Origin of the sequence: Paenibacillus dauci, assembly GCF_000971985.1 — a bacterium.
Classification (GTDB): domain Bacteria; phylum Bacillota; class Bacilli; order Paenibacillales; family Paenibacillaceae; genus Saccharibacillus; species Saccharibacillus dauci.
Genome location: NZ_LAQQ01000002.1, coordinates 617277 through 643413 on the forward strand (window position 1 = coordinate 617277; position 26137 = coordinate 643413).

The window sequence follows — 26137 nt, forward strand, 5'->3', positions numbered from 1 at the left end:
GTTCTCCTACAAATGATCCATTGATTGCTTGCAGAAGAGCAGGCCTATCACGATGGACTGATTCATTTGGAGGCAAATGAAGTGAAAAGAGATTATGAAGTTGCACAAGACAATGCTAAGCTTAACCATAGATATCATCTGAAATAGACAGGAGAACTGCGAATGAGTATAGAGCATATGGAGAAAATGGAAACCCTGCTGCCGGAATGGCTGGAGACGAGCCGACTGCGTACGGGACAGGGAGAGGTGGCTTCGTATATTCCCGAGCTGGCCAAGGCTGCTCGGGATACGCTGGGGGTATTCGTGGCTGATTCCCAGGGCAAGACGATTGCCGCGGGAGATTATGGAATCCCGTTTACCATGCAGAGTATTTCCAAAGTATTTACTTTGATTCTGGCCCTGATGGATCATGGGGAGGAAGCAGTCTTTTATAATGTAGGCAAAGAGCCGACCGGAGATGATTTTAACTCCATGATCAAGCTGGAGCTGGTGGAGCCGGGTATCCCGTTCAATCCACTGATCAATGCTGGAGCCATCACGGTATCTTCGCTGATTGCCGGTGACAGTCCGGAAGATAAATCCCAGCGTATTCTGGAATTTTTCCGCAAGCTCGCCGGTAATGACGGACTGGATTACAATATGGATGTCTACCATTCAGAGCTAGAGACGGGTGACCTCAATCGCTCGCTGGCTTATTTCCTTAAGCAGAATGGCGTGCTCAAAGATCCGGTAGAGGATGTGCTGTCTGTCTATTTCAAGCACTGCTCAATCGAAGTCAACTGTGCAGACCTGTCACGTATGGCGCTGGTACTTGCTTTTGACGGGGTAGACCCATGCAATGGAGAGAAGCTGATTCCGCGCCGTTATGTGCAGATCGCCAAGACATTTATGGTGACTTGCGGTATGTATAATGCTTCCGGCGAATTCGCCATCGATGTAGGTATTCCGGCCAAAAGTGGCGTGTCCGGTGGTATTCTGGCTCTGGTACCCGGACAATATGGCATTGGCGTCGTAGGCCCTTCGCTGAACAGTAAAGGCAACAGCACCGCAGGTGTTCATCTGCTGGAGCGATTATCAAAAGAATTCAGCTGGAGCCTGTTCTAAGCAAGCAGCCCTATTCCGTCTGCGAACGGTATCTGCACAGAACCAACTCGCTATCTCTGTAGTTGGTTCTGTCAGGTCCATGCAGAACCTGCATCTTCATCCTATAGATAAAGCCGATTGTAAAAACCAATCAATATATCAATCCCAAAAGCATCGACATACAGCAAAATCAGCGCTATGGATATGAAAATCACCTCTATCTTTATGAAAAGATACAATTCATCCAATACAGACCAAAATAAATATAACGCTGGAGGCACATATGAGAAAAATAACTGGAGTTCTGATTGCAATGGTATGCTGCATGGCGCTGCTGCCACATTCTTCACAAGCAGCAAGTCCGGTCACACTTGATATCAACAACCAATCTGTATCAAGTCATATTCAGCCTATTATTCAGAACAATACTACATATATCCCTATGCGTGCATTGGAACAAATCGATGGACTGCATATCCAGACCTGGTACAATAATACCAAAATCCTGACGATTCAAGATCGGGTGAGTCATAGCACACTAACGCTGCAGGTGAACCAGAAAACGGCTACCCGGAACCAGACGACGCTAACACTTGAACAGCCGGTGATCCTGGTGAATAATAGTCTGCTGGTTCCGATGCGCTTTGTTGCCGAGGCTTTCGGCTGCGATGTAGCATGGAACGCGAGTACACGTACCGTATATGTCGCCAGAGCAAGCTCTACCCAGCACAGTCAGCTTCAAAGTTCCAATCTCACCGAGGCACGAATTGTTGCACTTCATCTACCCATCATCTCTACCTTGCCGGATATCCAGGGTACAGAGAACAGCGCCGGTTCCATCAGTCTGTATTTCCCCAAGAATATGTCAAATGCATTTTTCATTGAAGGTGACGGCGTAATCAGCTATTACCGGATTACGGATAATTCAGCACAGCTTCAATGGCAAGCAGTCGTCAGTAAGAAAGCAACTGCTAATGCCCCTTTTTATATCAAAGGCATCATCAAGGAGAACGGTAAACGCCCGGTTATTCAGACGAACCTCATGTATTACTATTTGTCTACGCATGCAGGTCTCGCACAATATGGAGAAATCAGTACAAGCGGCAAGACCACAATATATGGAGAAAAAGACATGAACAGTCTGGATGAGCTTTTCCCTATCGAACAGGAAACCAAATAAGTATAACCACGCTTCGATCTCCTACTTTATATTCCGCAAATGATGAGAATCTGCAGCACATGATATCTTTATCCATCTAAGCTAATTAAAGCAGCAAACGAACCTTACTATGTTCTATATCGCATCATCCCATATGGAATATTTCACTTCCACCGCCAAATTCCCTGAATTTCATGGGAATTTAGGCGGCTTTTTTTTGATATCGGTTGACAAGTGATAATGATTATCAGTATCTTTAAATAGATGAAATTATCATGAAGAATCTATACTTTTTCACAATCTAGCAGACAATCCACCATTTTTTATAATATAAAATCCATTACTGATGCAGAAAGAGGCTTGCTTATGACTCGCAGTACGTTTGTGAAAGGCCGGCAGACCTCGCCGAAAGAAGAAATCTGGTCGCGTCCTTATGCAGCGCTGCTGATTATCATTGGCGGGCTTGTGCTTTTATTGGCCGGACTGGCATTTTCAGTGGCAAAAGGCAGCAGGCAGATTCCGCTGGATGTGGTCTGGCAGGCTATTGTAGCTTTTAACCCGGCTAATCAGGATCACCAGGTGATCTGGGAGCTTCGGCTTCCGCGGGCGATCGCTGGCGCACTGGTTGGTGCTGCTTTTGCAGTGGCCGGTGCGTTGATGCAGGGGATGACTCGCAATCCGCTGGCAGATCCGGGACTGCTCGGAGTCAATGCCGGTGCAGGTTTTATGCTGGCGCTGTGCTTTGCCTTTTTCCCGGGGATGAGCTTTAATCAGCTCATCATGTTTTCCTTTATCGGTGCTGCTGTCAGCGTAGTAATCGTCTACGGGATCGGTTCAATCGCCAAAGGCGGTCTGACACCGGTACGGCTCGCACTGGCAGGCTCTGCCGTAGCGGCGATGCTGGTTGCATTATCCGAAGGAATTGCACTGTATTTTCGGATATCGCAAGATCTGGCATTCTGGTATGCAGGCGGTGTGGCAGGAGTAACCTGGTCTCAGGTTGATATTTTGTGGCCATGGATCGCTGGTGCACTCATTGGGGCATTGTTGTTGTCCCGATCGATAACGATTCTCAGTCTGGGAGACGATGTTGCCTCTGGACTGGGACAGCGAACCGGTCTGGTACGTCTCGGTGCGGTACTGGTTGTCATGGTGCTTGCAGGCGCTTCGGTCTCCACCGTGGGCGCGATTGGATTCATCGGTCTGATGATTCCTCATGCAGCCCGTGCACTGGTCGGTGTTGATTACAAATGGGTTATTCCAACCTCTGCTATTCTGGGAGCGCTGCTGCTTGTTTTCGCCGATACTTTCGGACGGTTGCTGAATCCGCCGACCGAACAACCGGTGAGTGCGCTGATTGCCCTGATCGGGGTTCCTTACTTCTTCTATGTCATTCGGAAGAAAGTGGGGGATAACTTTTGAGTCCAGTTATTTTTAATCGTAAACGTACGGTGCGAACGACGATTACAATCGTTGCACTGCTCATTATTGCTTTTATTGTATTGCTACTCAGCATGAATACAGGTTTTACCAAAATGTCACCTACGGAAGTACTGCGTACGCTGTTTGGTGGCGGTACGCCGCGGGACAATCTGATTCTGTTTGAATTCCGACTGCCACGTATTGTGATTGCACTGCTTGTCGGCACAGGGTTGGCGATTGCCGGTGCGATTCTGCAGGGGGTGTCCCGCAATGCACTGGCCGATCCCGGTATACTCGGCATTAACTCCGGTGCGGGACTGGCTGTCGTACTGTTTGTAGTTACGAATCCGATGCGTGAATCCGCATCGCCAATGTTTATGCCTTTGCTGGCACTGGTAGGCGGCTTTGCAGCTGCAGCGATTATTTATCTGATGGCTTACAAAAAGGATAAAGGCATCTCGTCATCACGACTCGTCTTGTCCGGTATCGCGCTGGCGGCGGGGATCAATGCACTGATGATTGTGCTCACCCTGCAGATGGACCCGAATGAGTTTAACTTTATCGCGACCTGGCAGGCGGGCAGTATCTGGGGCAGCAGCTGGAAGTTCGTGATTGCATTGCTTCCATGGATTATCGTCCTGCTGCCGGCAGCTTTGTGGAAAGCAAGACAACTAAATGTATTTTCACTGGGCGACGATACAGCGACAGGGCTGGGCTCTTATCTGAACAAGCAGCGTCTGCTGCTGTTGATTATCGCCGTAGCACTGAGCGCTTCGTGTGTGGCAGTGAGCGGCGGGATCGGATTCATTGGCTTGCTGGGTCCGCATATTGCCCGTCGTCTGGTTGGTCCGCGATATGAACATGTGATTCCGGTATCGGCATTGATCGGCGCAGTATTGCTGCTGATCGCGGATATGGTCGGCCGGACACTGATGGAGAATGCCGAGATCCCGGCAGGCGTTATGGTTGCAATTATCGGTGGCCCTTATTTCCTTTATCTGCTGGCCCGTTCGAGAGCCTGAAATACGGTTCAAGCGAATTACGTCTTTTTTTTGGAAAGTAAAAAGCTGTTGGATATATACCTCTGCCGTTGATAGCCGTCAATAAATGAATGATTATGCAATTCGTAAATGATGTCTGCCAGACAGAGCCATTGGCAGCAATAATACGATTGCCGGGATTTGCCACTATTATATAAAGCAGCGCAGAATACGAATCTGCAGCTGACTGAAAGGGATGGATGAACTATGGTGCGTTTGATGACGTCGAAGCTGGACATTGCCTATGAGGACCGTCTGATTGTTGAGGATTTGAATATCCAGATTCCACAAGGCCAGATTACTGCGCTGGTCGGTGCGAATGGATCGGGGAAATCCACGATCCTGAAGACGATGGCACGTATTATGCAGCCCAAATCCGGTGCCGTGCTGCTCGACGGCAAATCAATCCATAAGCAGTCTACCCGTGAAGTCGCCAAGCAACTCGCTATTCTGCCTCAGACGCCAACCGCTCCCGAAGGATTGACAGTAACGGAACTGGTCTCCTACGGCCGCTTCCCATACCAAAAAGGATTTGGCTCGATGAAAGCCGAAGACAAGGAAAAAATCGCCTGGGCGATAGAAGCAACGGGTATGATGGATTTCCATGATCGTCCGATTGACCAGCTCTCCGGTGGTCAGCGCCAGCGTGCATGGATTGCCATGTCCCTGGCTCAGGATACGGAGATTCTGTTCCTCGATGAGCCAACGACCTATCTGGATATGGCGCATCAGCTGGAAGTACTGCAGCTGCTGGAGAAGCTCAATGCGACATCCGGCCGCAGCATTATTATGGTTGTGCACGATCTGAATCATGCATCCCGTTATGCCCATCATATGATTGCTATCAAAAAGGGCAAAGCGATCGCTGAAGGTACGCCGGTTGAAGTCATGAACTGCGATGTGCTGCGTGATGTATTCGGGATTGAAGCCGATATTGTGGTTGATCCGCGCAGCGGTGTACCACTCTGTCTGCCATATGCGCTGGCAGGTAATGTACATGCCGCGGTTGCTGCCGAGCAGCAGGTACAGGAAGTACGTCAACACAGTCAGCTGCGTACCGCTGCTCAGAACTAATTCCTATATCCTATCTATCTGCAGCATGAAGTTCTTCCTTTCTTCATAACAAGAACACTCGAAAGCCGCCTCTACCGGAATCAGCCGGAGAAGCGGCTTTTTGTTATATATGAGCCTATCGGTATATCGCTATAGTCATACATTCCTCGCGTCTTGCATTCAAATGCCTCTTGCCAAAAGTTAGTTACCAACAACCATTAATTACATTTACTTACAGCACATTCTACGAATAGGGTCAATATATCCCCTCACGAATAAAATGTGAAAAATTGAACAAAGTATGAACATTACCAAAACCTATTGTAATGTGATAAAAATCACAATATAATAAGACTACAAGGTGAAATGATTCACAAGCGAAAAACATTCGTTGTCCCCTTGGACAGATGGTCTGTGAATACATCATCTGATGTTGACCTTATCGTTTGATTTTCAGTTCACTTACTACCATGACATGACAGACACAAGCTTCATCAAATACAGATTTACTCAGGAGGAAACAATCATGAAAGTAGCTGTTATTGGATGTACTCACGCCGGAACTTCCGCTATTGTGAACACTGCTAAATTATACCCGGATGCACAAATTACCGTATACGAACGTAACGACAATATCTCGTTCCTGTCTTGCGGTATTGCACTCTATGTTGGTGGCGTAGTAGAGGATGCACAGGGATTGTTCTACTCTTCGCCACAGCAGCTGGCCGAGCTGGGTGTCACTACCAAGATGCTGCATGAAGTGACCTCCGTGAATACCGATGCCAAGACGCTGACTGCACGTGACCTGACTACAGGTATTGAATTGACGGACACCTATGACAAACTGATCGTGACTACAGGCTCTTGGCCGATCATTCCGAAGTTCGAAGGTATCGAACTGGATAATATCGTATTGTCCAAAAATTTTAACCATTCCAACACGATTATCGAAAAAGCCAAATCCGCCCGTAATATTGTAGTCGTTGGTGCCGGTTATATCGGTGTCGAGCTGGTCGAAGCATTTGAAATGAACGGCAAACAGGTGACCCTGATCGATGCCGAAGATCGCATTCTCAGCAAATACCTGGACCCTGAGTTTACTGCCCGTACCGAAGATCTGCTGACCAGCAAAGGAATCCAGCTGGCACTGGGTGAGAAAGTCGTGAAGTTCAATGGTGAAAATGGCAAAGTAAGCACCGTCGTTACTGATAAAGGCGAACACGCTGCCGATATGGTTATTCTCTGCATCGGCTTCCGTCCGCAAACTGAACTGCTGACCGGTCAGGTCGATATGCTGCCCAATGGTGCCATTGTCGTCGACAAATACATGCAGACCAGCAAAAAAGACGTATTTGCCGCTGGTGACAGCTGTGCCGTCTTCTACAACCCGACCCGTCAACATGCCTATATCCCGCTGGCAACCAATGCCGTACGTATGGGTACGCTTGTAGCACGCAACCTGGTGACTCCAACCAATGAATATATGGGTACACAGGGTACATCGGGTATCAAGATTTATGAGCAGAATATTGCCGGTACCGGTATGACCGAGACTTCTGCCCGTCTGGCGGGTCTGGATGTGGAGACTTCCACCTTCCAGGATCACTATCGTCCGGAGTTCATGCCAACCCATGAGACAGTTACTCTAAAAGTAGTATATGAAAAAGACAGCCGCCGTATTCTGGGCGCACAGATTATGTCCGAAGCCGATCTGACCCAGTCGATCAATACCATCTCGGTATGTATCCAGACCGGTATGACCGTAGATCAGCTGGCATTCGTGGACTTCTTCTTCCAGCCGCATTACAACAAACCGTGGAACTACCTGAACAGTGTAGGTCTGCAGGCGCTGGCTCCGGTAGAAGCCAGACAGCCGGTTACGATCTAAGTCTGAAGGAACAGTATTCTGAATCTTCTTTAACTGATTATGTGAAATGCAACACAATCTTTCCCAGGTTATTCCGGCAGTATAGCAGAGCCGGTCAAACAGGATTTCGAACTTTGAACATCCGGCTGCCAATCGGTATTTTATCGGGATGCAGTAGGTTCTGCTCTCTGCCGTTAACATATATTCATGGTCAAGCGTAACGGTTTATCACAAATGTCTTCCTTCTATTTGCCCGTATGATTTTTATGCATACGGGCTTTTTTTTATGGGTATCGTGACATTTGTTACTTTTTTCACAAAGTATATCCATTAAAATTGAAATATGAGAAATACACATAGAGGAGAGATCATATCATGGCTTACTACAAACCGCAGCAAATTGCTATGAATACGATAGAGACCGGTGTAACCAAGGCTCGTTCCAGCTGGACCCAGATGCTGGTACTCGGATTTCTGGCAGGGGCATTTATTGCGATCGGATTTCTGCTGGATATTAGAGTTATTGCCAATACGCCGGAATCCTGGGGCAGTTTTGCCAACTTTATCGGGGCCTCGCTGTTCCCGGTTGGCCTGATACTGGTACTGGTTGCCGGAGGGGAACTGCTGACCGGTAATATGATGGCGGTACCGCTGGCTCGTATGGCCAAACGAATCTCCAGCATGGAGATGGTACGGAACCTGTTTGCGATCACGATCGCCAATCTGATGGGAGCGCTGTTTGTCGCTTATTTCTTCGGGCATATTGTAGGCATGACGGAGACCGGACCTTATTTAACCAAAACGGTAGAGATGGCCGGTCACAAGCTGGAAGGGGATTTCCTGCAAATGTTCCTGTCCGGTATTGGTTGTAACTGGCTCGTCGCTCTGGCCGTCTGGCTGTCTTACAGTGCAGATAGTATCAGTGGCAAAATTCTGGGTATCTGGTTCCCAACGATGGCTTTTGTAGCGATCGGCTTCCAGCACGTTGTTGCCAATATGTTCTTGATTCCGGCTGCGATCTTCGCAGGTTATTATTCCTGGGGACAATATCTGATGAACTTTGTGCCGGTCTGGCTCGGTAATCTGACAGGAGGGGCTCTATTCGTCGCTTGTGCCTATTTTGTAGCCTATGTACACAAGCCGCAGTCCTCGTCTTCAGTGCCTGCAGCAGGAACAGGTTCAGCAGTCGGTGGATATCAGCCATCCAGTGCTACAGCCAGTGCAGGGACGCCTGCAGCGATGGCTTTGCAGCATAGTGATCGGGTGTAAGACAACACTTGCTTCATGTTACCTCGTCAAATCGGTGATTATAATAAATATAAATCGCGGTAAGCATCATCTGAAAAGATGAATGCTTACCGCGATTTTATATTGTTAGATAGAGGTATACTTTCTAGTATTATAAGCTCCAATCAGACTGATCAACTGACTAGATTGATTGAAAAGCCGACCATTGGGTAATAGATACACTACATACGCCATTGAGGCTCAAGAGGTGTAATCATGAAAAATGTAGAAAAATTAGTAGAGCGACAGCAAGAGTTGGAGATGGAATTACAGCAGCTTCGCCTTGAACTGGGTGAATGTCAGCAAGCCAGAGCCGATGCGCAAAAGGTAGCTGAAGATAAATCCAATTTTATTGCCATGCTCAGTCATGAGATCCGGACACCGATGAATGGTATTCTGTCGATGGCTGAACTGTTGTACAAAACCGAACTGGATGAAGAGCAGAACAGCTATGTACAGATTCTGCAGACCAGCAGTAATTCTCTGATGGCTTTGGTAAATAACCTGCTCGATATCGGCAAGATGGAAGCCGGCAAAATGAAACTGAATAAAGATCCGTTTGACGTGATTAATACAATAGAGGATCTGACCTATGCACTCGCTCCCCGTGCTTTTGAAAAAGGAGTCGGTGTGCATCTGAATGTGCATTCGGATATCCCGTTGTTCGTGATTGGCGATGTGCTCAAGGTAAGGCAGATCATTATGAATTTACTGCAAAATGCTATTAAATTTACGAATACGGGAGATATTAAAGTCTCTCTTTTTATGCTGCCACCTATGGTAAAAGGCAAGCTTACTGTGAAAATTGCGATTGAAGATACCGGTATCGGGATGTCGACAGAGCAATTGAAGCATATTTTCGAAGTATACAGCCAGCTTCACTCCGATCAGGAACATGTCTATGGAGGAACCGGTCTGGGCTTGTCGATCAGCAAGCATCTGGTAGAGCTGATGGGCGGCGAGATCCGGCTAGAAAGCATGCACGGCGTTGGGACAGAAGTCAGTGTTATTCTGGATTTTGAGGAGTATACGGATCTGCCATCGATTCCTTTTCAAGAGGATATTCTGCAGGGAATTCGTATTTTGCTGTTGGACAGCAATGCGGAAAGTGTTGGGATCATCTCTGATATGTTGACCGAATGGGGCGCCAAAGTCACTACTTCTTCCAGTATGGATGAACGCTTTTTTGACGAAATGTACCATCATGCCTATGATCTGACACTTGTGGATCTTACCATGATCGATCGGGAGCGCTGGCTTCAGGATCGGGCGAAGATTCAGAATCAATGCGTATTTCTGCTTGCACCGCTTGGTGAGAAAGTGGAGGGTGACTTCCGGGATACTTTTGATACGATTATTACCAAGCCTGTCCGCAAAATTCATATTCTCAATAGCATACTGGCGTTGCAGCAAAGCCAGCGTTAGCGTATATACCAGGATGTCTTGTCGGTATCCTGCAGCCAAAGCCGGATCCGATTATATTCGGCGATGCACAAAAAGGACTTTTCCTTATGGAAAGGTCCTTTTTGCTTAAGCATTTATTCTGCTCTGAATCTGGCGATCGGTCTGCTTGTGATCAGCCTGTTCCCAGTCATACGTGAAGACGGATTAGACTTTGAAGCGCTCAATAGACGATTGCAGTTCAACCGCCAGACTGCTCAGATAGGCGGCAGAGCTGGTTACTTCCTGAACGGATGCCAGCTGCTCCTCGGTAGCTGCAGCGACGCTTTGGGACATGTCTTTGGAGTGGAGAGCGATTTCGGCAGATGTACCAACCGAAGCAAGCACTTCTTCCGAGCTGGCAGACATTTCTTCGGTGACTGCGGACACTTCATGCAGCTGAACCGACAGGTTACGGATGCTTTGCATCACACTGTCAAACACGGAGGAGACTTCGGCGATCGCTTCTTTGCCTTCCTGTGCTTGGGATTGGCTGACTTCGACATTTTGCAGAACGTTCTGGGTCTCGGTCTGAATCTCGCTGATCAGTGAAGAGACATTTTGCGAGGACACCTGGGTTTGCACAGCAAGCTTTTTCACTTCAGCTGCGACTACAGCGAACCCTTTGCCTTCTTCGCCGGCACGAGCGGCTTCGATCGCTGCATTCAGGGAGAGCAGACTGGTCTGATCGGCGATGTTTTTGATAGTGTTGGTAATTTCACCGATACTGGCCGATTTTTTGTTGAGAGATTGTACCACTACAGCGAGAGCGCCAATCGACTGATAGATTTGTTCCATTTGCTGATTGGATTTTTCCAGCTGCTTGTATCCACGGGTTACTTTTTCTTCGGAATCCTGTGACTCGGCAGCCAGCTCTGTTGCAGATTCGGCGATCCGCTGGATACCTGTATTCATTTCTTCCATGGTACGGTTCATCTCAATAGCACCCTGAGCCTGCTTTTCGGTGCCGTCACTAATATCCTGTACCTGGTTGGAGATATGCTCGGTGGCAGTAGCACTCTGTTCTGAACTGGCTAGCAGCTGCTCCGAACTGGCAGCCAGGGTGACCGCATTCCCACTGATTTGCTTCACCAGATCATTTAATGAACTGACCATACTGTCAAAGGATTGGGTCAGCTGACCAGTCTCATCGCGGTACGGATAATTGCCTTTGACCGTGAAATCGCCTTCAGCCGCTTTTTCCATCATCTGCTGCAGGGAACGAATCGGTACGGTGATCATGCGTGTGATGATATAGGAGAGCAGCAGCAGGATAATAGCAGCGGCGACAGCGCATACGATAGTTACAGTCTGGGCGAGCTGGCGAGCCTGCTCATTTTCTTCATTTTTGACTTTGGCTTCTGCTGTAGCGATATCGGCGAGCTGCGTATAATAATCTTCCAGTGTTTTCTTAAGCGGTTCGATTCGCTCTACATACATATTGTAAGCCTGGGCATTTTGATTTTGTGAAGTGAGATTTGTAATTTCACCGAGTGTGCTGCGGATCTGCTTGCGAGTCTCGGTAATACCTACGAAGATTTGTTTTTCTTCAGCACTGAGAGGAAGCTCGGTATAACGGGTAAGAGAAGCACTGATCGTGGCGAACGTCTCTTCATAATGCTTCTGCAAAGAGGTGTTGCGCGCAGGATCTTCATTCAGCATGAGCTGCAGTACATCACCCATATATCGGTTAAAGTTAGTCAGAATCTGATTGATGGAACTTACTTTATGGAGACTGTTGGTATACATACTGGCCGAGTTGGCAGCCATATTCTGTACCTGTATATAACCGACAGAACCAATAACAACCAGGAAGGCAAGTGCAGCTATATTGAGGACGAGCAGTTTGGAACGAAATTTGAGGTTACGAAGAATATTCATTGGGTACACTCCTTTGAGCGAGGGGAGAATGGGGCAAAACGATGAGCAATGGCAGGGCGGCCAAACGACGTGTTAAGCAAATCAAATAGTAGGGTGATTCTTTTATATATAGGGAGAAAGAAGAAAATGAATACTTGATAATACTATGTATCGGATCATGATATGAATTCGTTTAGATGATTTAATTACCGGAGATGTAATGGGGGATATACTATTTAGCGAGGCGTAGGAACCCATACCTGAAGAAGAGCGGGCTATATAGTCAATCTGTATGATTACGCACCAAAAAGCAGCCCTCCGGCATCAAGACAGAGGGCTGCTTTTCGAAATAACAAGGAAGATAATTTGCTTTATGTATATCGGAAGACAAATGAAATCCGCCATAGCGCGGTTCGGGGGAACGAAACCGTGATATGGCGGATTCCGGGAGTGGTCCATGATATGACAGAGGGTGAGAATGAAGGGGACATCACTCTCGCCAAATGCCGTTACTTATTGTTAAACGGGTCCATAGAACTTGAAACACCCGGCGAATAAATTTTTCGAAAAAATAATAAAAGCCGGTTTAGCCCTTGCAGCCCGGGAACATTCCGGTCGAAATAGCAATCCGGTTCCAGCTGTTAATAATGTTGATTGCCATAATGATATCCATGTACTCTTTCTCGCTAAAATGCTGCAGCATACGGTCATGGACATCCTGTGGAACCCCCTGACGGGCTACCTCTGTCACAACTTCGGTCAGATGCAGTACTGCTTTCTCGGCTTCGGTGTAATAGGGAGTTTCTCTCCATACACTGAGCAGCGCGATTCGTTCTTCGGACTCGCCCATTTTGCGCAGATCGCGGGTATGCATATCCAGACAAAAGGCGCAGCCGTTAATTTGGGAAGCGCGGATTTTGATCAGCTCATAAAGGACAGGATCAAGCTCCTGTTCTTTGATAAAAGTCTCCAATTGCATCATTTGTTTGTAGACGGCAGGGTGAACTTGATAATGATTTATACGGGTTTGCATAGTATTGCCTCCTTGGGGAATATGATTTGGAATGTCATAGACTGTTTTCTCCGTGAAAAGCAGCCTTCATCATATAAGACAAGACAGACAATCGATCTGTGACAAAAGAATGCAATAACCAGGGAAAATGAATTTAATAATTAAAAAAATCCGGGCTTATACTATTCTTCAGATTATTCCCCGGATTTTGTCAGGGTTCGATATCATATAAATATTCTGAATCTGTCCGCTGCTGTCCCACAGCAGGGCGCACAGATAAATGGTACGTCCATCACGCTGCAGTCTTAGCCCTGGTTCTCCATTGATTCGTACCAGTGACCACTCTCCATCCAGAGATCCCTTGCTGGCGATCCCATTGAAAAAGGCTGTGACACGGCTGCGGGTGAAAATTGGACGCAGTGCTGCGCGTACTTTGCCGCCTCCATCAGTATACAGTCGTACATCCTCCTGAAGTCTATCCAGCAGAGGCTCCAGACGGCCTTCCCTGGCTGCAGCCAGAAAAGCACGCACAAAGGTCTCGCCCTGCTCACTGGCAACGGTAGAAGAGACGGAAGCTGGCTTCAGGCGGGCATGAATCCGGCTCAGGATTTTGCGGCAGGCCGCTTCGGATTTGTCTACATATTCGGATATTTCGCGATAATCATAACCAAGCGATTCACGAAGAACAAAGATAGCGCGCTCGACCGGAGACAGCTGCTCCAGCAGTACCATCACCGCATAGCTGAGTTCTTCCTGGCGCAGCAGAAGCTGTTCCGCACCGGAATTAGCAGCAGTAGATTGTGATGGATCAGCAGTAGGGAATACAGACGAGGTGCCAGAAGATACAGGCTCGAATGCCGCTTCAGCAGCACCGGAACGCCGGTGAGAAGCGCTTTGTACCACAGGCTCCGGCAGCCAGGGACCGGTATAGACTTCACGTTTTTTGCGTGCGGATTGCATTAGGTTGATGCTGCGATTGGTTATGGACCGAATCAGATAGGATTGCATATGATCGATATGTATCATTTCCTCCTGCCGTTGACTCCAATAGGCAAACAGATCATGGACGATATCTTCAGCATCAGTGATGGTTCCAGTCATCCGGTAAGCAACAGCCAACAGCTTGGAATAATACGTGTTATAGATCTGATCCAACGAATACACGTTATTCGTTTGGGATGGATCCTGCGAAGGAGACTCGGATGTTTTCAAAAGGGAATTAGGTGAATCTTCGCCCTGTGAAGCGGCAGCGAATTGCGATAGAGATGATGGAGTACGGTTAGTACGTAAGGGATCATACATAAGTCAGGACTCCTTTGTTAAGTGAGAATACTGCAACTGTTAGCAGAGTAAAGCATCAAAGGGATGGCTTGCCTACCAGCACAGAGTACAGCATACTAGGATGGAATGTCCAAAGTGGATAGACGGGTTATGGCTATGCTTGGAAGCATGAATCTATCACCGGCATTTCATACATATACCAGTCATACATCAGGGGTGAACTAGAACTATGCTGTCAGAAAAAGTAATCCATCACTGCAAGCAGCGGGGATGGTGGTTTGATGAGGTTACGCAGGAATATATAGACGCGCTGCAGCAGATCGGAGTCGATCCGGAATCCGATTTTGCAGAGTTTTATTTGCATGCGGAAGATGGGCCGACATTTATGGGCAGAGATCATCTGCAGCTGTATCAGATCTGCTGGTTTGTCTTGAACAGTGACAGCTATACGATGAGTATACAGGGAATACACGATAGGTTAAAACTCCCTGAGGACTATATTCCGCTGGACAGCTTTGAAGGGGAATACGGTTATTTCTACAATCGCAATACCGGGCAGGTACTGGGTCTTGGATTGGGTGAAGAATGGCAGCGTTTTATGGACGGTATCCTGCAACCGCAGTGGCCGGATTTTAATACGTTTATGGAGTGGTTCTGGGAGCTGGAAGACAAGAAGAGTGGGGAAAGAAAGGAAATCTAATTATGCGCTGGCTTAAAACCTACCCGCGTGAAATACAGGTGTTCCTGTTTGCGAGTCTGATTCAGTCCGCAGGCGGGTCACTGATGTGGCCGCTGGTAACTTTGTTTGTGTATCAGGAGCTGGACCGTCCGATGCGGGATGCCGGCTTTGTTGTACTGCTGCAATCGCTTGGAGGGATTGTCGGACAGCTGCTGGGCGGAATGCTGTATCACCGTCTGGGCGTCAAAAAGCTGATCGTCGGCTCGGTACTTCTGAATGGACTGCTGCTGTTTATGCTGCCGCTGGTCAGCGATAACTGGCATTTATTTATGGGCACCATGGTACTGATTGGTTTGTTCAATTCCATGTCGATGCCGGCGATTCAGGCTTTTATCGGCTTCCGCTTTGCCGACCGCCGCGGAGAACTGTTTAATATTGTCTATGTAGCCAACAATATCGGGGTCGCTCTCGGCACCGCCCTTTGCGGTATATTGGCGGATATTTCATTTTATTTATCGTTTATCTTAAATGGTGTCAGCTGTGTGCTGTTTGCCGGATTCTTTTATGTATATCTGAACCGTATTGGGGAAGGGACAGAGGCTGGCGCACCTATCGATGAGAACAATCCGGGCCGTCCCAAAGCGGAAAAAGGCGAGAGTACAATCTGGCTGCTCGGGCAGGTGCGGGTGTATCTGTTCATGGGGATCGGTACGTTGTTCCTCTGGCTCGCCAATTCCATCTGGAACACCGGCGTATCACCCTTTATCGTTAGCTCGGGGATGCTGATCAGCTATTACAGTCTGCTGTGGACGCTAAACGGAGTGCTGATCTTCGTCGGGCAGCCGGTAGTCAATCTGGTACGACGATTGGTGGCACAGACTTCCCAGGCGCAGCTAACGGCGAGTGCGGTCTTTTATCTGCTCGGGTATATGGTTATTCTCGGATTCCATAATTATCCGGCCTTTATCGCAGCGATGATACTGATTACATTTGGCGAGATGCTGATGTCACCGGCGATTCCTTCCTTTGTCTCGGAACGAACCGGAGCCTATGCCCCGTTTTATCTGGGGGTTGCTGGAGGTATCGGAGCGGTTGGCAGGGTCATTGGCCCTTATGTCATGGGAATCTTCTATGACCAGGGCGGACTGATTCCGGTGGGCTGGGTCGCTGTTGTAGCTGGTGTATTATCGCTTGTGTTCTATATGGTGCACAGTGTTGCGCAGCGCGGTGTTATGCTGCGTCCGCGTGATCAGGCCTGATCGGATAAAATAAAAAATACTCCCGGGTAGGTAGTTGCATATTTCGCGTGGGGCGGATGCTATAATGAAGCAGAATAGACGCTGTCAGCATTATAACTTTTTTCGAGAAAAGGAGTATGCCGGATGAACATGCAATCTGCTGTTCCATTAACGATTCGTCTGTCCACCATGAAAGATGCCAGAGAGCTGATGATGCTCGACCAGCTCGTCTGGAATGAGCGGAATACGCCTTCGATTCTCTGCTGTTCTTCCCGCAGACAATATCTTCAATCCTCGCCGCCAGGCAGTCAACTGCTGGCTATTCAGCAGAATCAGATATGCGGTTATGTAGGCTTCGGGCATCCTCATCCGCTGGAAATCAGCCGTCATGTCTACGATATTCATATTGCAGTACACCCGCATTATCAGCGGCGAAATATCGGCACACAGCTGATGGATGCCCTGTGCATGCATGCTCATACCCAGCAGGTTCGCAAGCTTACGCTGCGTGTACTGTCCACCAATACAGAAGCCGTCCATTTCTACGACAAATACGGATTCGTCGAGAATGGACGGCTTCAGGAACAGTTTTATATGAATGGACAATATGTGGATGACATCTTTATGACTTACTGGTTATAGGGATGCTGGCCATAGACACTCTGGGTGATGATATCGGTCAGTTCCTCTTTTTGTGCCCGGTATGTATCCGGTGAAAGAGTTCCGTCAATCAGCCGCTGTGTAAGCAACTCGTTCATCTGTGCGACCTGCAGGTCAATAATGGCCTGTGGGTTTTTGTTATTCCGGCGGGCAGTCTCGGCCAGTGTACGGCCTTCATACAGTTCATCATAGACATCCTCATCTGAAGCAGCGCCAAGCGCACCGAGGAAAGGGTCCTGCTGTTCACGGGTTACGGAAGAAGAGGATGTTGTGGCAATCGCCTGCGCATTGGCTTGTTCCCCGAGTAACAGACTGCTGATCGCGATGCCGAGCAGCAGTGTGCTGATCATCGCTTTCCCTTTGCGGATACGGCGATAGGTGTTCGTGCTTTTCATATGGATACCTCACTTTTTTTCATGCTGTCTTGCTAATGTTACCTCCTCATCTTAACCTCCCCGGCTTAAAGGAAACTTAAAAGCATGTAAAGAATACCTAAAACCTGTTTATTCCGAGCAGCGGTAAAATGGATGATGCCGCAAATTAAGAATACTATTCCGAAATAGCTGATTGATGACAGATGATCCTGTTTCAAAGGGCAAGGTAACTATTAAGTAATACATACAAGCAATCTACCAAAAAATTCTAATTATAACTATAATAAAAGGAAGTCAGGCGTCTCTATTCGTTCCCATCCCCAAGCGAAATATCCGTACAGAAGTATCCAACCTTGATGTCACCGATTCTGATGAAATGAAATGGAGGCCATGATATGGAGCGTATGCGCAAATATCAGCTGTTATTCAAACGGCAGGTACAGGAACAGCTTCAGAAAATGCTGGCTCCGGATGCCCGGACACCGGAGAGTGAAGTGTACCGCATGATTCATTCGATTAAAGGTACGGCAGGAACAATCGGTCTGCCTGGATGGTATGCAGAGGCTATTCGTTTGTTGATGGGATTTGAAGAGGAAGGAGAACGTCTTTTTACGAGCCGGCAGCTGGCAGGTATGCTGGAACCATTGATGGAGCTTTCCCGGATGACCGAGCAGGAGCTGGCTGCAGCCAGTCTGCCAGAAGCGATGGAAGAGGATAGTGTATTACAGCGTAATGTAGCTGCTTCAGGCACGGTGCTGGTGCTGGATGATGATATTGGACTGCTGACCCTGCTCAAGGATGAGCTGGAAACACAGGGATTGATGGTACTGGCAACTCCCTATCCGGACAAGGCACTGCGATGGTTCTATGATATGCAGCCTGATTGTCTGGTGCTGGATCTGGTTCTTCCGGATTCGCATGGATTTCGCTTTTTGAATCAGATTCATGAATTGTGTGAACTGCATCTGATTCCGGTGATCATTATTAGTGCTCGCAGTGACAAGGCAACGCGGATGCGCGCTTATGAAGCGGGTGCAGATGAATTTATGGCCAAGCCGCTGGAACTGGATGAATTCTCACTGCGCGTCCGTAAGCTGGTCGCCCGCAAAAGGAGGTTAAACCGACTGCTGATGCTGGATGAGAATACAGGCGCTTATACAATGAACATTCTTAATCAGCAGCTACCCAGGTTTGCCGGGCAGCGGACCGGAGCTAATCTGATTGCCGTTCATTTGCAGGGACTGCGCGGTTATAATGAGCAGATGGGGTATGAAGCCGGAGATCGGCAGCTGCGCCGGTTCTCCGATTATATCCGGATGCAGCTCCGGGTAGAGGATATATGGGTACACGAGCGCTCGGGGCATTTCTATCTGCTGCAGCCGGAGTTTACGCGGGAACAGAGCTTTGCCTTTATGGATAACCTGCTGCATATCAGTGATATGAAAAGTATGCTGGAGGAATCGAAGCTGGAGATAAGATATGCTATTTTACCAGTACAGGGTGATCCCAATGATCCGGGACTTGTCAGCGAAGCACTGACCCGGATCACCCGGATGCTGACTATGACCGAAGAGTACAGTGCTGGTGAGAGTAGTATGACTGAATCATTAATAGCAGCCCAGCCAAGCAGCAGCCAGCTGCCTATCCGGCTTGTAATTGTAGATGATGATCCGTTAATTCGCAGCATTCTGGAACGTCAGCTGCGTGATATTGGCGGAGATCAGCCGCTTGAGCTGCGGACATATCCGGACGGTCTTGCCTTTATGGATGATCCATGGAACGAAGAACCGGGGCGTTACCTGCTGATTCTGGATCGGATGATGCCGCGGATGAATGGAATGGAAGTGCTGGCACGGATTCGCTCCATGGCGCATTCCTCTTCGGTCTATACGGTGCTGATGCTGACGAGTATCGATAACGAACATGGAATAGCCGAAGCCATTCGGGTAGGAGCAGATGATTATATGACCAAGCCATTCAGTATAGTGGAGCTCGAAGCACGGGTTCGCCGTCTATTGAACAAGGTATACATGAACAAGTGAAATCTGTGTTGGCATGCCCTATGGATGTGCGCCAGAAATAGGAGCGGTTACCCAAATACCAAAACAGGCAGCAAAAATAGACCGGAGCGAAAGCCCGGTCTATTGGAGTTGATACCGAAAGATAACAGATATTTGAGAGATATTATATCAAAGGACAGCTGTCTAGCGCTTCAGCTTCCATTCCTGCTGCAGCATGCCATAGACGGCATGATCCACATAACCCGATGGCAGCAGTTCGGTCTCGCGTATAATGCCTTCGAGAATAAAGCCCAGACGTTCCGGGACAGCGCGGCTCCGCTTGTTGGCGGTGGCGCAGCGTACTTCGACCCGGTGCAGGTTCAGCTCCAGCAGTGCATAGTCAACCATTACACGCAGCGCGGAGGTTACCAGGCCATGTCCCTGATAATTCTCGCCCAGCCAGTAGCCGATTCCAACTGTACGGTGATTCCAGTTAATCTCGTGGAATCCGATAATGCCAGCCAGCTGATCCTTGTACCAGATGCCAGCAGTGAAGCCGCCATTTTCCATCGATTGGGTCAGTGCAGCGCGAACGTAGTCTTCGCTTGCCTGAACCGATGTCGTCGCATCGACCCATGATAGCCACTGGCGGAGATAGGAACGCGATTGGTCGATCAGCTGGTAAATATGTCGGGCATGGGCAGGCTCCAGCGGCCTCAGCTCCGTGTCATCATCCAATATATATGTAAACATGCGGGAAATTCCTCTCTTTCCTGAATAAAATATCGGCAGCATTCGCATCTAGCGTGGCCGGAGTGGAGAACGCTGTTCCAGCGCGTAGATGTCTTCTTCCAGTCCTGCCATACGCTCATTGACGAGTGTGCGGCAGTCCGATAAGGCCTGATTATACACATGGGGACCGGCAGATTTCAAAAAGAAATCCAGGACCGTATCAGCAGCGAGTTCACCGATACGTTCTCCCCGTTCCATTTCAAAAAACTGTTGGATATCTGCGATCAGCAGTTCGCGGGTGTCCCGTGGTAGTTTTAAAGGTTGCATAAACATCCTCCTACAGGCGATTTAACTTATATGCTACCGTATTCACTGCGTTCCGTCAAAGTCATTTAGCCGCAATTATAGCGTTTGCAGGCAGGACTGGAGTCGCTTCATGAAGGCGCTATCCTTGCCTAAGTTTTCAGAACCGTTATAATAGATTTATTCGCAACAGAAACTGAACGACGAAAGGTTGATAGGCGTGGAGAACCATAATTTGACTCCTTCTAATTTTATTAAGACCATCATTAACGAAGACCTGAAGTCCGGCAAGGTGAACAAAGTGGTCACCCGCTTCCCGCCGGAACCGAACGGTTATCTTCATATCGGACATGCCAAAGCGATCTGGGTCAACTTTGCACTGGCGGATGAATTCGGCGGCAAGACGCATCTGCGCTTTGACGATACGAACCCTGCCAAGGAAGACGAAGAATATGTACATTCTATTGAAGAAGACGTCAAATGGCTGGGTTATGAATGGGAAGGCAAGTACTTTGCTTCCGACTATTTTGACTTTATGTATGAAAAAGCAGAGCTGCTGATCAATAAAGGGCTCGCTTATGTAGATGATCAGTCTGCCGACGAGATTCGTGTGTCACGTGGAACATTGACTGAACCAGGTAAAGACAGCCCGTACCGTAATCGCAGTGTGGAAGAGAACCTGGAACTGTTCCGCCAGATGCGTGAAGGCAAGTTCGCCAACGGCGAAAAAGTGCTGCGTGCCAAGATCGATATGACATCGCCCAACATCAATATGCGGGATCCGGTTATCTACCGTATCGCTCATCTGGAGCATCACAACACAGGCGGCAAATGGTGCATCTATCCAATGTATACTTTTGCCCATCCACTGGAAGATGCGTACGAGAATATTACGCACTCCCTCTGTACAGTGGAGTTCGAGGATCAGCGTCCATTCTATGACTGGATTATTCGTGAATGTGAAGTGAATGCCGAGCCGCATCAATATGAATACGGTCGCCTGAATCTCGCTCAGACACTGACCAGCAAGCGCAAGCTCAAGCTGCTCGTGGACGAGAAGATCGTCGATGGCTGGGATGATCCGCGTATGCCGACGATCTCTGGTATGCGTCGCCGCGGCTTTACACCGGAAGCTCTGCGCTCCTTTGTATACGAGACCGGCATTTCCAAAAGTCAGGGGATTGTAGATCTGCAAATGCTGGACCACTTTGTCCGTGAAGATCTCAAGCTGCGTGTGCCGCGTACGATGGGTGTACTGCGTCCGCTCAAAGTAGTAATCACCAACTATCCGGAAGGACAAGTGGAGATGCTGGATGCAGAGAATAACCCCGAGAACGAAGAGATGGGTATCCGTCAGATTCCATTTTCCCGTGAGATTTATATCGAGCAGGACGACTTTATGGAAGAGCCGCCAAGCAAATACCATCGTCTGTTCCCTGGTAATGAAGTGCGCCTGAAGCATGCGTACTTTATCAAATGTAACGAATTTATCAAAGACGAAGATGGCAATGTGGTAGAGATTCACTGTACCTACGATCCAGAGACCAAGAGCGGTACCGGCTTTACCGGCCGCAAAGTTAAAGGAACGATTCACTGGGTGGAGGCGACTCAGGCTGTACCTGCCGAATTCCGTCTGTATGAGCCGCTGATCAAAGCGGAAGAGGAAGAACTGGTAGAAGAAACAAGCGGCGGCAATGACGATATCCCGGAGAAAACATTCCTGGATTCGATCAATCCGAACTCGCTGGAAGTGGTACACGGATTCGTGGAGCCTGGACTCAAAAACTCCGAAGCGTATGACCGTTATCAATTTTTCCGTCATGGCTATTTCAGTGCCGATCCGAAATACACCATGCCTGGAGACCCGGTATTTAACCTGGTCGTATCCATGAAGAGCTCGTTCAAAATGCCAAAAGCCTGATCCGGGCAGGGCCTTTTATAAATGAATAAAGTAACATCAACACAAAAAGCCGGACTGTACAAACAGTTCCGGCTTTTTTGCTTGGGTTCGAGTATCCATAAGAAATATGAAGACGATCAATTCTATTTATACTCATCAATTCGATTCATCTGGTGGAAGATACAAGTTTGCGATTAGTGAGGAGTTATAGAAATAGTCAATGAAAACGAATGTCTGCACACGAATTATCGGATTGGTTTGTATTAATCTTCATCCGGCAGTTCGTATCCGGTACGGCGTACATTTATCCACATTATTATAAATCCTACCGCTCCGCTAAACGACAGCAGCATGCCAACCAGATACATCTGTTCGGAGCCAAAGTTCTGGAACAGCCATCCGCCGAGGAACCCGGCGATCACTCCGGCAAGTCCGCTCCAGGTCATCGTATAAATGGCCTGTCCGGAGCTGCGAAAACGATTGGGTACAAACATCATCGTCAGCTGGGTACCGACATAGAAGTAACCGCCAAACGTAACAGCATGCAGTAGCTGGATAAATACGACCTGCATTGGACTGACGGCTTCGGCCATCAGCAGCCAGCGCAGCGTGAACAGAATACTCACAATCGCCAGCCAGCCCAGCATAAAGGAAATGCGGCGCTTCAGAAACCGGTCAAACAGCAAAAACAATACCGCTTCAAAAATCGACGAGGCGAACACGGCCCAGCCGACCATGCCTTTGCTGCCTCCCAGTTCAATCACATAGAGAGAGAGAAACGTGCTGTTCATCATATTGGGAATAGAGACGAGTACTCCGAGTACGATAAAGCCGACAAAGTAGCCGTTACCGCTGAACTGCCGCAGTGCACTCCAGCTCAGGGAAGCAGCTCCACCAGGCGAACGGGTCTGCGGAGGCATAATCAGCATCAGTCCGATAGCCACAAGGAGCAGTACGGTAAACACAATGCCGATTTTGGACACACCGAGATGATCGATCACCGGGCCGGCAGCTACAGCAGTGAGCGCCCAACCCAGTGAGCCGTACAACCGAAAACCGCCGAACTTATGCGGCGTACCATCGATATAATTGAGGATCAGCGTGCTGGTCTGTGCAAACATCGGTGTCTGGAAAAAGAAAAAACAGGCCATAACGATATATATCAGCGTGTAATTATGTACATGAAATACCATTTGTACAAGCAGCAGCGTACCGGTCATCATAATCAGCAGAATCAATCTTGTATTTTGCAGCCGATCGCTGTAGTATCCCCAGAATGGATTGGCAAATAGCGAAATAAAAGGACCAATCGCCATCAGCGCGCCAATCTGGCTCTGGCTCATACCTATATCCTGCAAATACAGCTGGAAGAAACTTGTGAAAATAACCATCGTTCCATATATGAAAAAAGTATACCAACGAAGGGAGAAGAATGCAGGCGAAGACGAATGTGAACGCATGGAAGGCCAATCCTTTCCGAGAACTTTTAGTTCACTGTATCATTTGTTGAAAGGGGATACAAACCATTTTGGGTGAATTTCGGCTAACGATGGATTCGTGATTACTCTGCTGTCACCTTTTTGCAATAATCAACTTGGTACTATCGGATGTGGAAGGGCTGAACAGTGTGCCAGCAGTATCAAAGCAAGAATGAAGTATACTGTTAGCAGGAAGACAACGAGGCAAATCAAGTTCAATCCAGAACCATCTATCAAGCTGAACAAGAGGAAGTGCGAACATGAACCGAAAAGAAAAAAAGTACAGCGATACCGCTGGCATTATTCTGGCTGGTGGACAGTCACGGCGTATGGGTACAGACAAAGCCCTGCTGAAGATCGGCAATAGCAGTGTAATCGAGCGGGTTGTATCGGCACTTCAGCCCTGTGTATCACAGCTCTGTCTGGCAGCAGCGACTGATCGCAGCTATGATTTTTTGCAGCTGCCGATCGCCGAGGATTCATTTCCCGGTCAGGGGCCATTATCCGGATTGTATGCAGGTATGAGCAGTCTGGATGCACAGTGGTATGTGCTCAGCGCCTGCGATCTGCCTTTTGCCAGTACACGGTTGCTGGAGATCATGCTGGAGCGTGTACACACACGGGCTCAGGAGGACGAGCCGATACAGGTAATCCTACCGACGCATGAAGGCCGCCATCATCCCCTGTATGCAGTCTATCATCGCAGTGTCTATGCCTCGCTAGAGATTGCACTACGCAGCGGACAGCTCAGGGTAATGGACTGGCTGCATCAACATACCGTCGCCGAACTGCCGCTTGCAGAGCTGCTGATAGAACGCAGTGAATCTCATGATGATCTGTCTCCCTGGTGTCTGCATAATATGAACGACCCTGCAGCCTATCAACTGGCACTGCAGCATATAGATAGCAATCATAATGTTCATTAATTGGTAAAGCATAGACAGATGAAAAGGCATGGTATGAACAGATGGAGCGGATCCGCCGATAAACATGACTATTTTATGAACGTATGGCGATTCGCCCCCTATTTATACCAAATTCGGGTACAATAAAAATAAGAAATACAATATTCAATTTTGACAGAATCTTATATATAAATGTAGACAGATGACGCTGACAAGTCGCTTATTACCGTAATTGGTTGCTCTGTTGCAAGCGCTGACATATCATAAGTGAATAATATCACAAGGAGTGTATTCTCATGACAGTAAAGATGGAAACATGCATGAAGACAGATTGGTTGTACAGCCGGGTCATGACCTACCGTTTGCTGAGCGAAATGCTGCAGCGGCGTCCTACGCTATCCAAGCTGATTGAATGGCGCAAGGAAGCTGGACGTATCCGGATTCTGTCCGGGCAAAGCAATCCGCTGATTAGTATGCTTGAGAATATACCTCTGACCAATATTATTCAGTATGCTTATGATGAGTGTGTGCAATATGATCAACTGTTCACCGAACAGCGGCTGCCGCATCATCCGCGCGCATCGGAATATCTGCTCAGTGAGCAGGAACGCTGGAGCTATGAAGCTACGCTGAATTCCATTTATGCACGGGCAGGTATTGCTTTTAAAAAGATGGGTCAGGAGACCGATGATCATATCGGCATTGAACTGGAATTTATGTCATTGCTGGCAGAGCGCATGGCCGAGAACGAGGGCAATATACTGGAACAGCATACAGCGATTAAGGCACAGGCTGATTTTCTCGAAAATTATATGCTGCCCTGGGTACCGGCATTTTGCCACGAACTGGATGCCGCCGCAGATCATACACTGTACCAGACCTGGGCAGAGACCGTATCTGCTTATCTGAATGAAGATCTGCATAATCTGCGTGTATATGCTGCCGAGCAGCAGCTGTTCCGCTAATCGCTGTTATACCGATCGGACAGTCGATTCCTTTCATTTTATTCATAAAGCAGCCGAATGATGCAGTACAAGACGGATAGACGCTTACAATATGATCTATTCTCTGTTATCTGAACATTTATATTTGCCAAAATCATCTTAAAAAGGCGTCAAACCGACAGGTACTGTCCAATGATAACTAAAGGGGGATACCGCCTTGCATACGTACCGATGCTTGAAGTCAAAAATTGTCGTCAAGTCACTCGAGCAGGTCAGGGAATTTCCATCGCTGGACTGGGCCCGGCAGTATGCACTTCGGGAACTGGTCCCTGATGAGATCAACTTTGTTATCCGGGATAATGATACCGGTGAGATTTTTATGGATGTCCGATTTGGTTCACATACAAATGTCCCCTGAGC

At 48.2% G+C, this 26137-nt stretch carries 23 protein-coding genes; 16 read left to right on the forward strand and 7 right to left on the reverse strand.

The genetic code is table 11. The features are described 5' to 3' along the window. Nucleotides 1-162 precede the first annotated feature (162 nt). The 8 genes from glsA to WH46_RS17095 all read left to right on the forward strand — a co-directional run bounded on the left by glsA (nucleotide 163) and on the right by WH46_RS17095 (nucleotide 10336). The gene (gene glsA / locus WH46_RS17060; RefSeq protein WP_017811026.1) at nucleotides 163-1104 is read left to right on the forward strand and encodes a glutaminase A; all 942 of its coding nucleotides are present in this window, start codon (nucleotides 163-165) and stop codon (nucleotides 1102-1104) included. Nucleotides 1105-1366: 262 nt separating this feature from the next. Further along, nucleotides 1367-2263: a copper amine oxidase N-terminal domain-containing protein gene (locus tag WH46_RS17065; protein WP_046227630.1), complete on the forward strand. Its 897-nt coding sequence runs from the start codon at nucleotides 1367-1369 to the stop codon at nucleotides 2261-2263. 345 nt (nucleotides 2264-2608) lie between these two features. After that, nucleotides 2609-3664 (forward strand): FecCD family ABC transporter permease, encoded by a 1056-nt coding sequence (locus WH46_RS17070; protein ID WP_017811024.1) that lies wholly within the window; start codon nucleotides 2609-2611, stop codon nucleotides 3662-3664. Further along, a complete protein-coding gene (locus tag WH46_RS17075; protein WP_046227631.1) occupies nucleotides 3661-4686 on the forward strand; it encodes a FecCD family ABC transporter permease in 1026 nt (341 codons plus the stop codon). Before WH46_RS17070 ends, WH46_RS17075 begins: the two co-directional genes overlap by 4 nt. A 225-nt stretch (nucleotides 4687-4911) precedes the next feature. Further along, nucleotides 4912-5778 carry an ABC transporter ATP-binding protein gene (locus tag WH46_RS17080; protein ID WP_017811022.1) on the forward strand — a complete coding sequence of 289 codons (867 nt, stop codon included), beginning with the start codon at nucleotides 4912-4914 and terminating at the stop codon, nucleotides 5776-5778. A 505-nt stretch (nucleotides 5779-6283) separates the two neighbouring features. Next, entirely contained in the window at nucleotides 6284-7645 is a 1362-nt protein-coding gene (locus WH46_RS17085; protein WP_046227632.1) for an FAD-dependent oxidoreductase, read from the forward strand. Between the two features lie 354 nt (nucleotides 7646-7999). Beyond that, nucleotides 8000-8893 (forward strand): formate/nitrite transporter family protein, encoded by an 894-nt coding sequence (locus WH46_RS17090; protein ID WP_046227633.1) that lies wholly within the window; start codon nucleotides 8000-8002, stop codon nucleotides 8891-8893. 234 nt (nucleotides 8894-9127) lie between these two features. Next, nucleotides 9128-10336, forward strand: a complete 1209-nt coding sequence (locus WH46_RS17095) for an ATP-binding protein (protein WP_017811019.1) — start codon at nucleotides 9128-9130, stop codon at nucleotides 10334-10336. 183 nt (nucleotides 10337-10519) lie between these two features. Here WH46_RS17095 and WH46_RS17100 read toward each other — a convergent pair whose 3' ends face one another. The 3 genes from WH46_RS17100 to WH46_RS17115 all read right to left on the reverse strand — a co-directional run bounded on the left by WH46_RS17100 (nucleotide 10520) and on the right by WH46_RS17115 (nucleotide 14525). Then, entirely contained in the window at nucleotides 10520-12232 is a 1713-nt protein-coding gene (locus WH46_RS17100) for a methyl-accepting chemotaxis protein (protein ID WP_046227634.1), read from the reverse strand. Between the two features lie 565 nt (nucleotides 12233-12797). Further along, nucleotides 12798-13244: a carboxymuconolactone decarboxylase family protein gene (locus tag WH46_RS17110; protein ID WP_046227636.1), complete on the reverse strand. Its 447-nt coding sequence runs from the start codon at nucleotides 13242-13244 to the stop codon at nucleotides 12798-12800. Nucleotides 13245-13412: 168 nt separating this feature from the next. Further along, the gene (locus WH46_RS17115; RefSeq protein WP_082208439.1) at nucleotides 13413-14525 is read right to left on the reverse strand and encodes a sigma-70 family RNA polymerase sigma factor; all 1113 of its coding nucleotides are present in this window, start codon (nucleotides 14523-14525) and stop codon (nucleotides 13413-13415) included. Between the two features lie 208 nt (nucleotides 14526-14733). Here WH46_RS17115 and WH46_RS17120 point away from each other — a divergent pair, with 208 nt between their 5' ends. The 3 genes from WH46_RS17120 to WH46_RS17130 all read left to right on the forward strand — a co-directional run bounded on the left by WH46_RS17120 (nucleotide 14734) and on the right by WH46_RS17130 (nucleotide 17063). Next, entirely contained in the window at nucleotides 14734-15204 is a 471-nt protein-coding gene (locus WH46_RS17120) for a hypothetical protein (protein WP_046227637.1), read from the forward strand. Nucleotides 15205-15206: 2 nt separating this feature from the next. Then, complete coding sequence (locus WH46_RS17125) at nucleotides 15207-16442, forward strand: MFS transporter (protein ID WP_046227638.1); 1236 nt, start codon at nucleotides 15207-15209, stop codon at nucleotides 16440-16442. A 129-nt stretch (nucleotides 16443-16571) separates the two neighbouring features. Beyond that, entirely contained in the window at nucleotides 16572-17063 is a 492-nt protein-coding gene (locus WH46_RS17130) for a GNAT family N-acetyltransferase (RefSeq protein WP_026135949.1), read from the forward strand. Here the strand turns inward: WH46_RS17130 and WH46_RS17135 are convergent. Then, nucleotides 17051-17476 carry a hypothetical protein gene (locus tag WH46_RS17135; RefSeq protein ID WP_017811012.1) on the reverse strand — a complete coding sequence of 142 codons (426 nt, stop codon included), beginning with the start codon at nucleotides 17474-17476 and terminating at the stop codon, nucleotides 17051-17053. The two genes, WH46_RS17130 and WH46_RS17135, sit on opposite strands and share 13 nt — an antisense overlap. A gap of 374 nt (nucleotides 17477-17850) precedes the next feature. Here WH46_RS17135 and WH46_RS17140 point away from each other — a divergent pair, with 374 nt between their 5' ends. Beyond that, entirely contained in the window at nucleotides 17851-19497 is a 1647-nt protein-coding gene (locus tag WH46_RS17140; protein WP_017811011.1) for a response regulator, read from the forward strand. 162 nt (nucleotides 19498-19659) lie between these two features. Here WH46_RS17140 and WH46_RS17145 read toward each other — a convergent pair whose 3' ends face one another. Both WH46_RS17145 and WH46_RS17150 read right to left on the reverse strand, forming a co-directional pair. Beyond that, a complete protein-coding gene (locus WH46_RS17145; RefSeq protein WP_017811010.1) occupies nucleotides 19660-20208 on the reverse strand; it encodes a GNAT family N-acetyltransferase in 549 nt (182 codons plus the stop codon). Nucleotides 20209-20256: 48 nt separating this feature from the next. Continuing rightward, entirely contained in the window at nucleotides 20257-20514 is a 258-nt protein-coding gene (locus WH46_RS17150) for a DUF2164 domain-containing protein (protein ID WP_046227639.1), read from the reverse strand. Between the two features lie 187 nt (nucleotides 20515-20701). On the opposite strand from WH46_RS17150, the gene WH46_RS17155 reads away from it, so the two are divergent. Next, nucleotides 20702-22411 (forward strand): glutamine--tRNA ligase/YqeY domain fusion protein, encoded by a 1710-nt coding sequence (locus tag WH46_RS17155; RefSeq protein ID WP_046227640.1) that lies wholly within the window; start codon nucleotides 20702-20704, stop codon nucleotides 22409-22411. Between the two features lie 242 nt (nucleotides 22412-22653). On the opposite strand, the gene WH46_RS17160 is transcribed toward WH46_RS17155, so the two are convergent. Next, nucleotides 22654-23850, reverse strand: a complete 1197-nt coding sequence (locus tag WH46_RS17160; RefSeq protein ID WP_046227641.1) for an MFS transporter — start codon at nucleotides 23848-23850, stop codon at nucleotides 22654-22656. Between the two features lie 278 nt (nucleotides 23851-24128). Here WH46_RS17160 and mobA point away from each other — a divergent pair, with 278 nt between their 5' ends. The 3 genes from mobA (at nucleotide 24129) to WH46_RS17175 (ending at nucleotide 26135) form a co-directional block, all read left to right on the forward strand. Beyond that, entirely contained in the window at nucleotides 24129-24794 is a 666-nt protein-coding gene (gene mobA, locus WH46_RS17165) for a molybdenum cofactor guanylyltransferase (protein WP_052714277.1), read from the forward strand. A gap of 275 nt (nucleotides 24795-25069) precedes the next feature. Next, a complete protein-coding gene (locus WH46_RS17170; protein ID WP_046227642.1) occupies nucleotides 25070-25738 on the forward strand; it encodes a TorD/DmsD family molecular chaperone in 669 nt (222 codons plus the stop codon). 196 nt (nucleotides 25739-25934) lie between these two features. Next, a complete protein-coding gene (locus WH46_RS17175; RefSeq protein ID WP_017811004.1) occupies nucleotides 25935-26135 on the forward strand; it encodes a hypothetical protein in 201 nt (66 codons plus the stop codon). Nucleotides 26136-26137 lie beyond the last annotated feature (2 nt).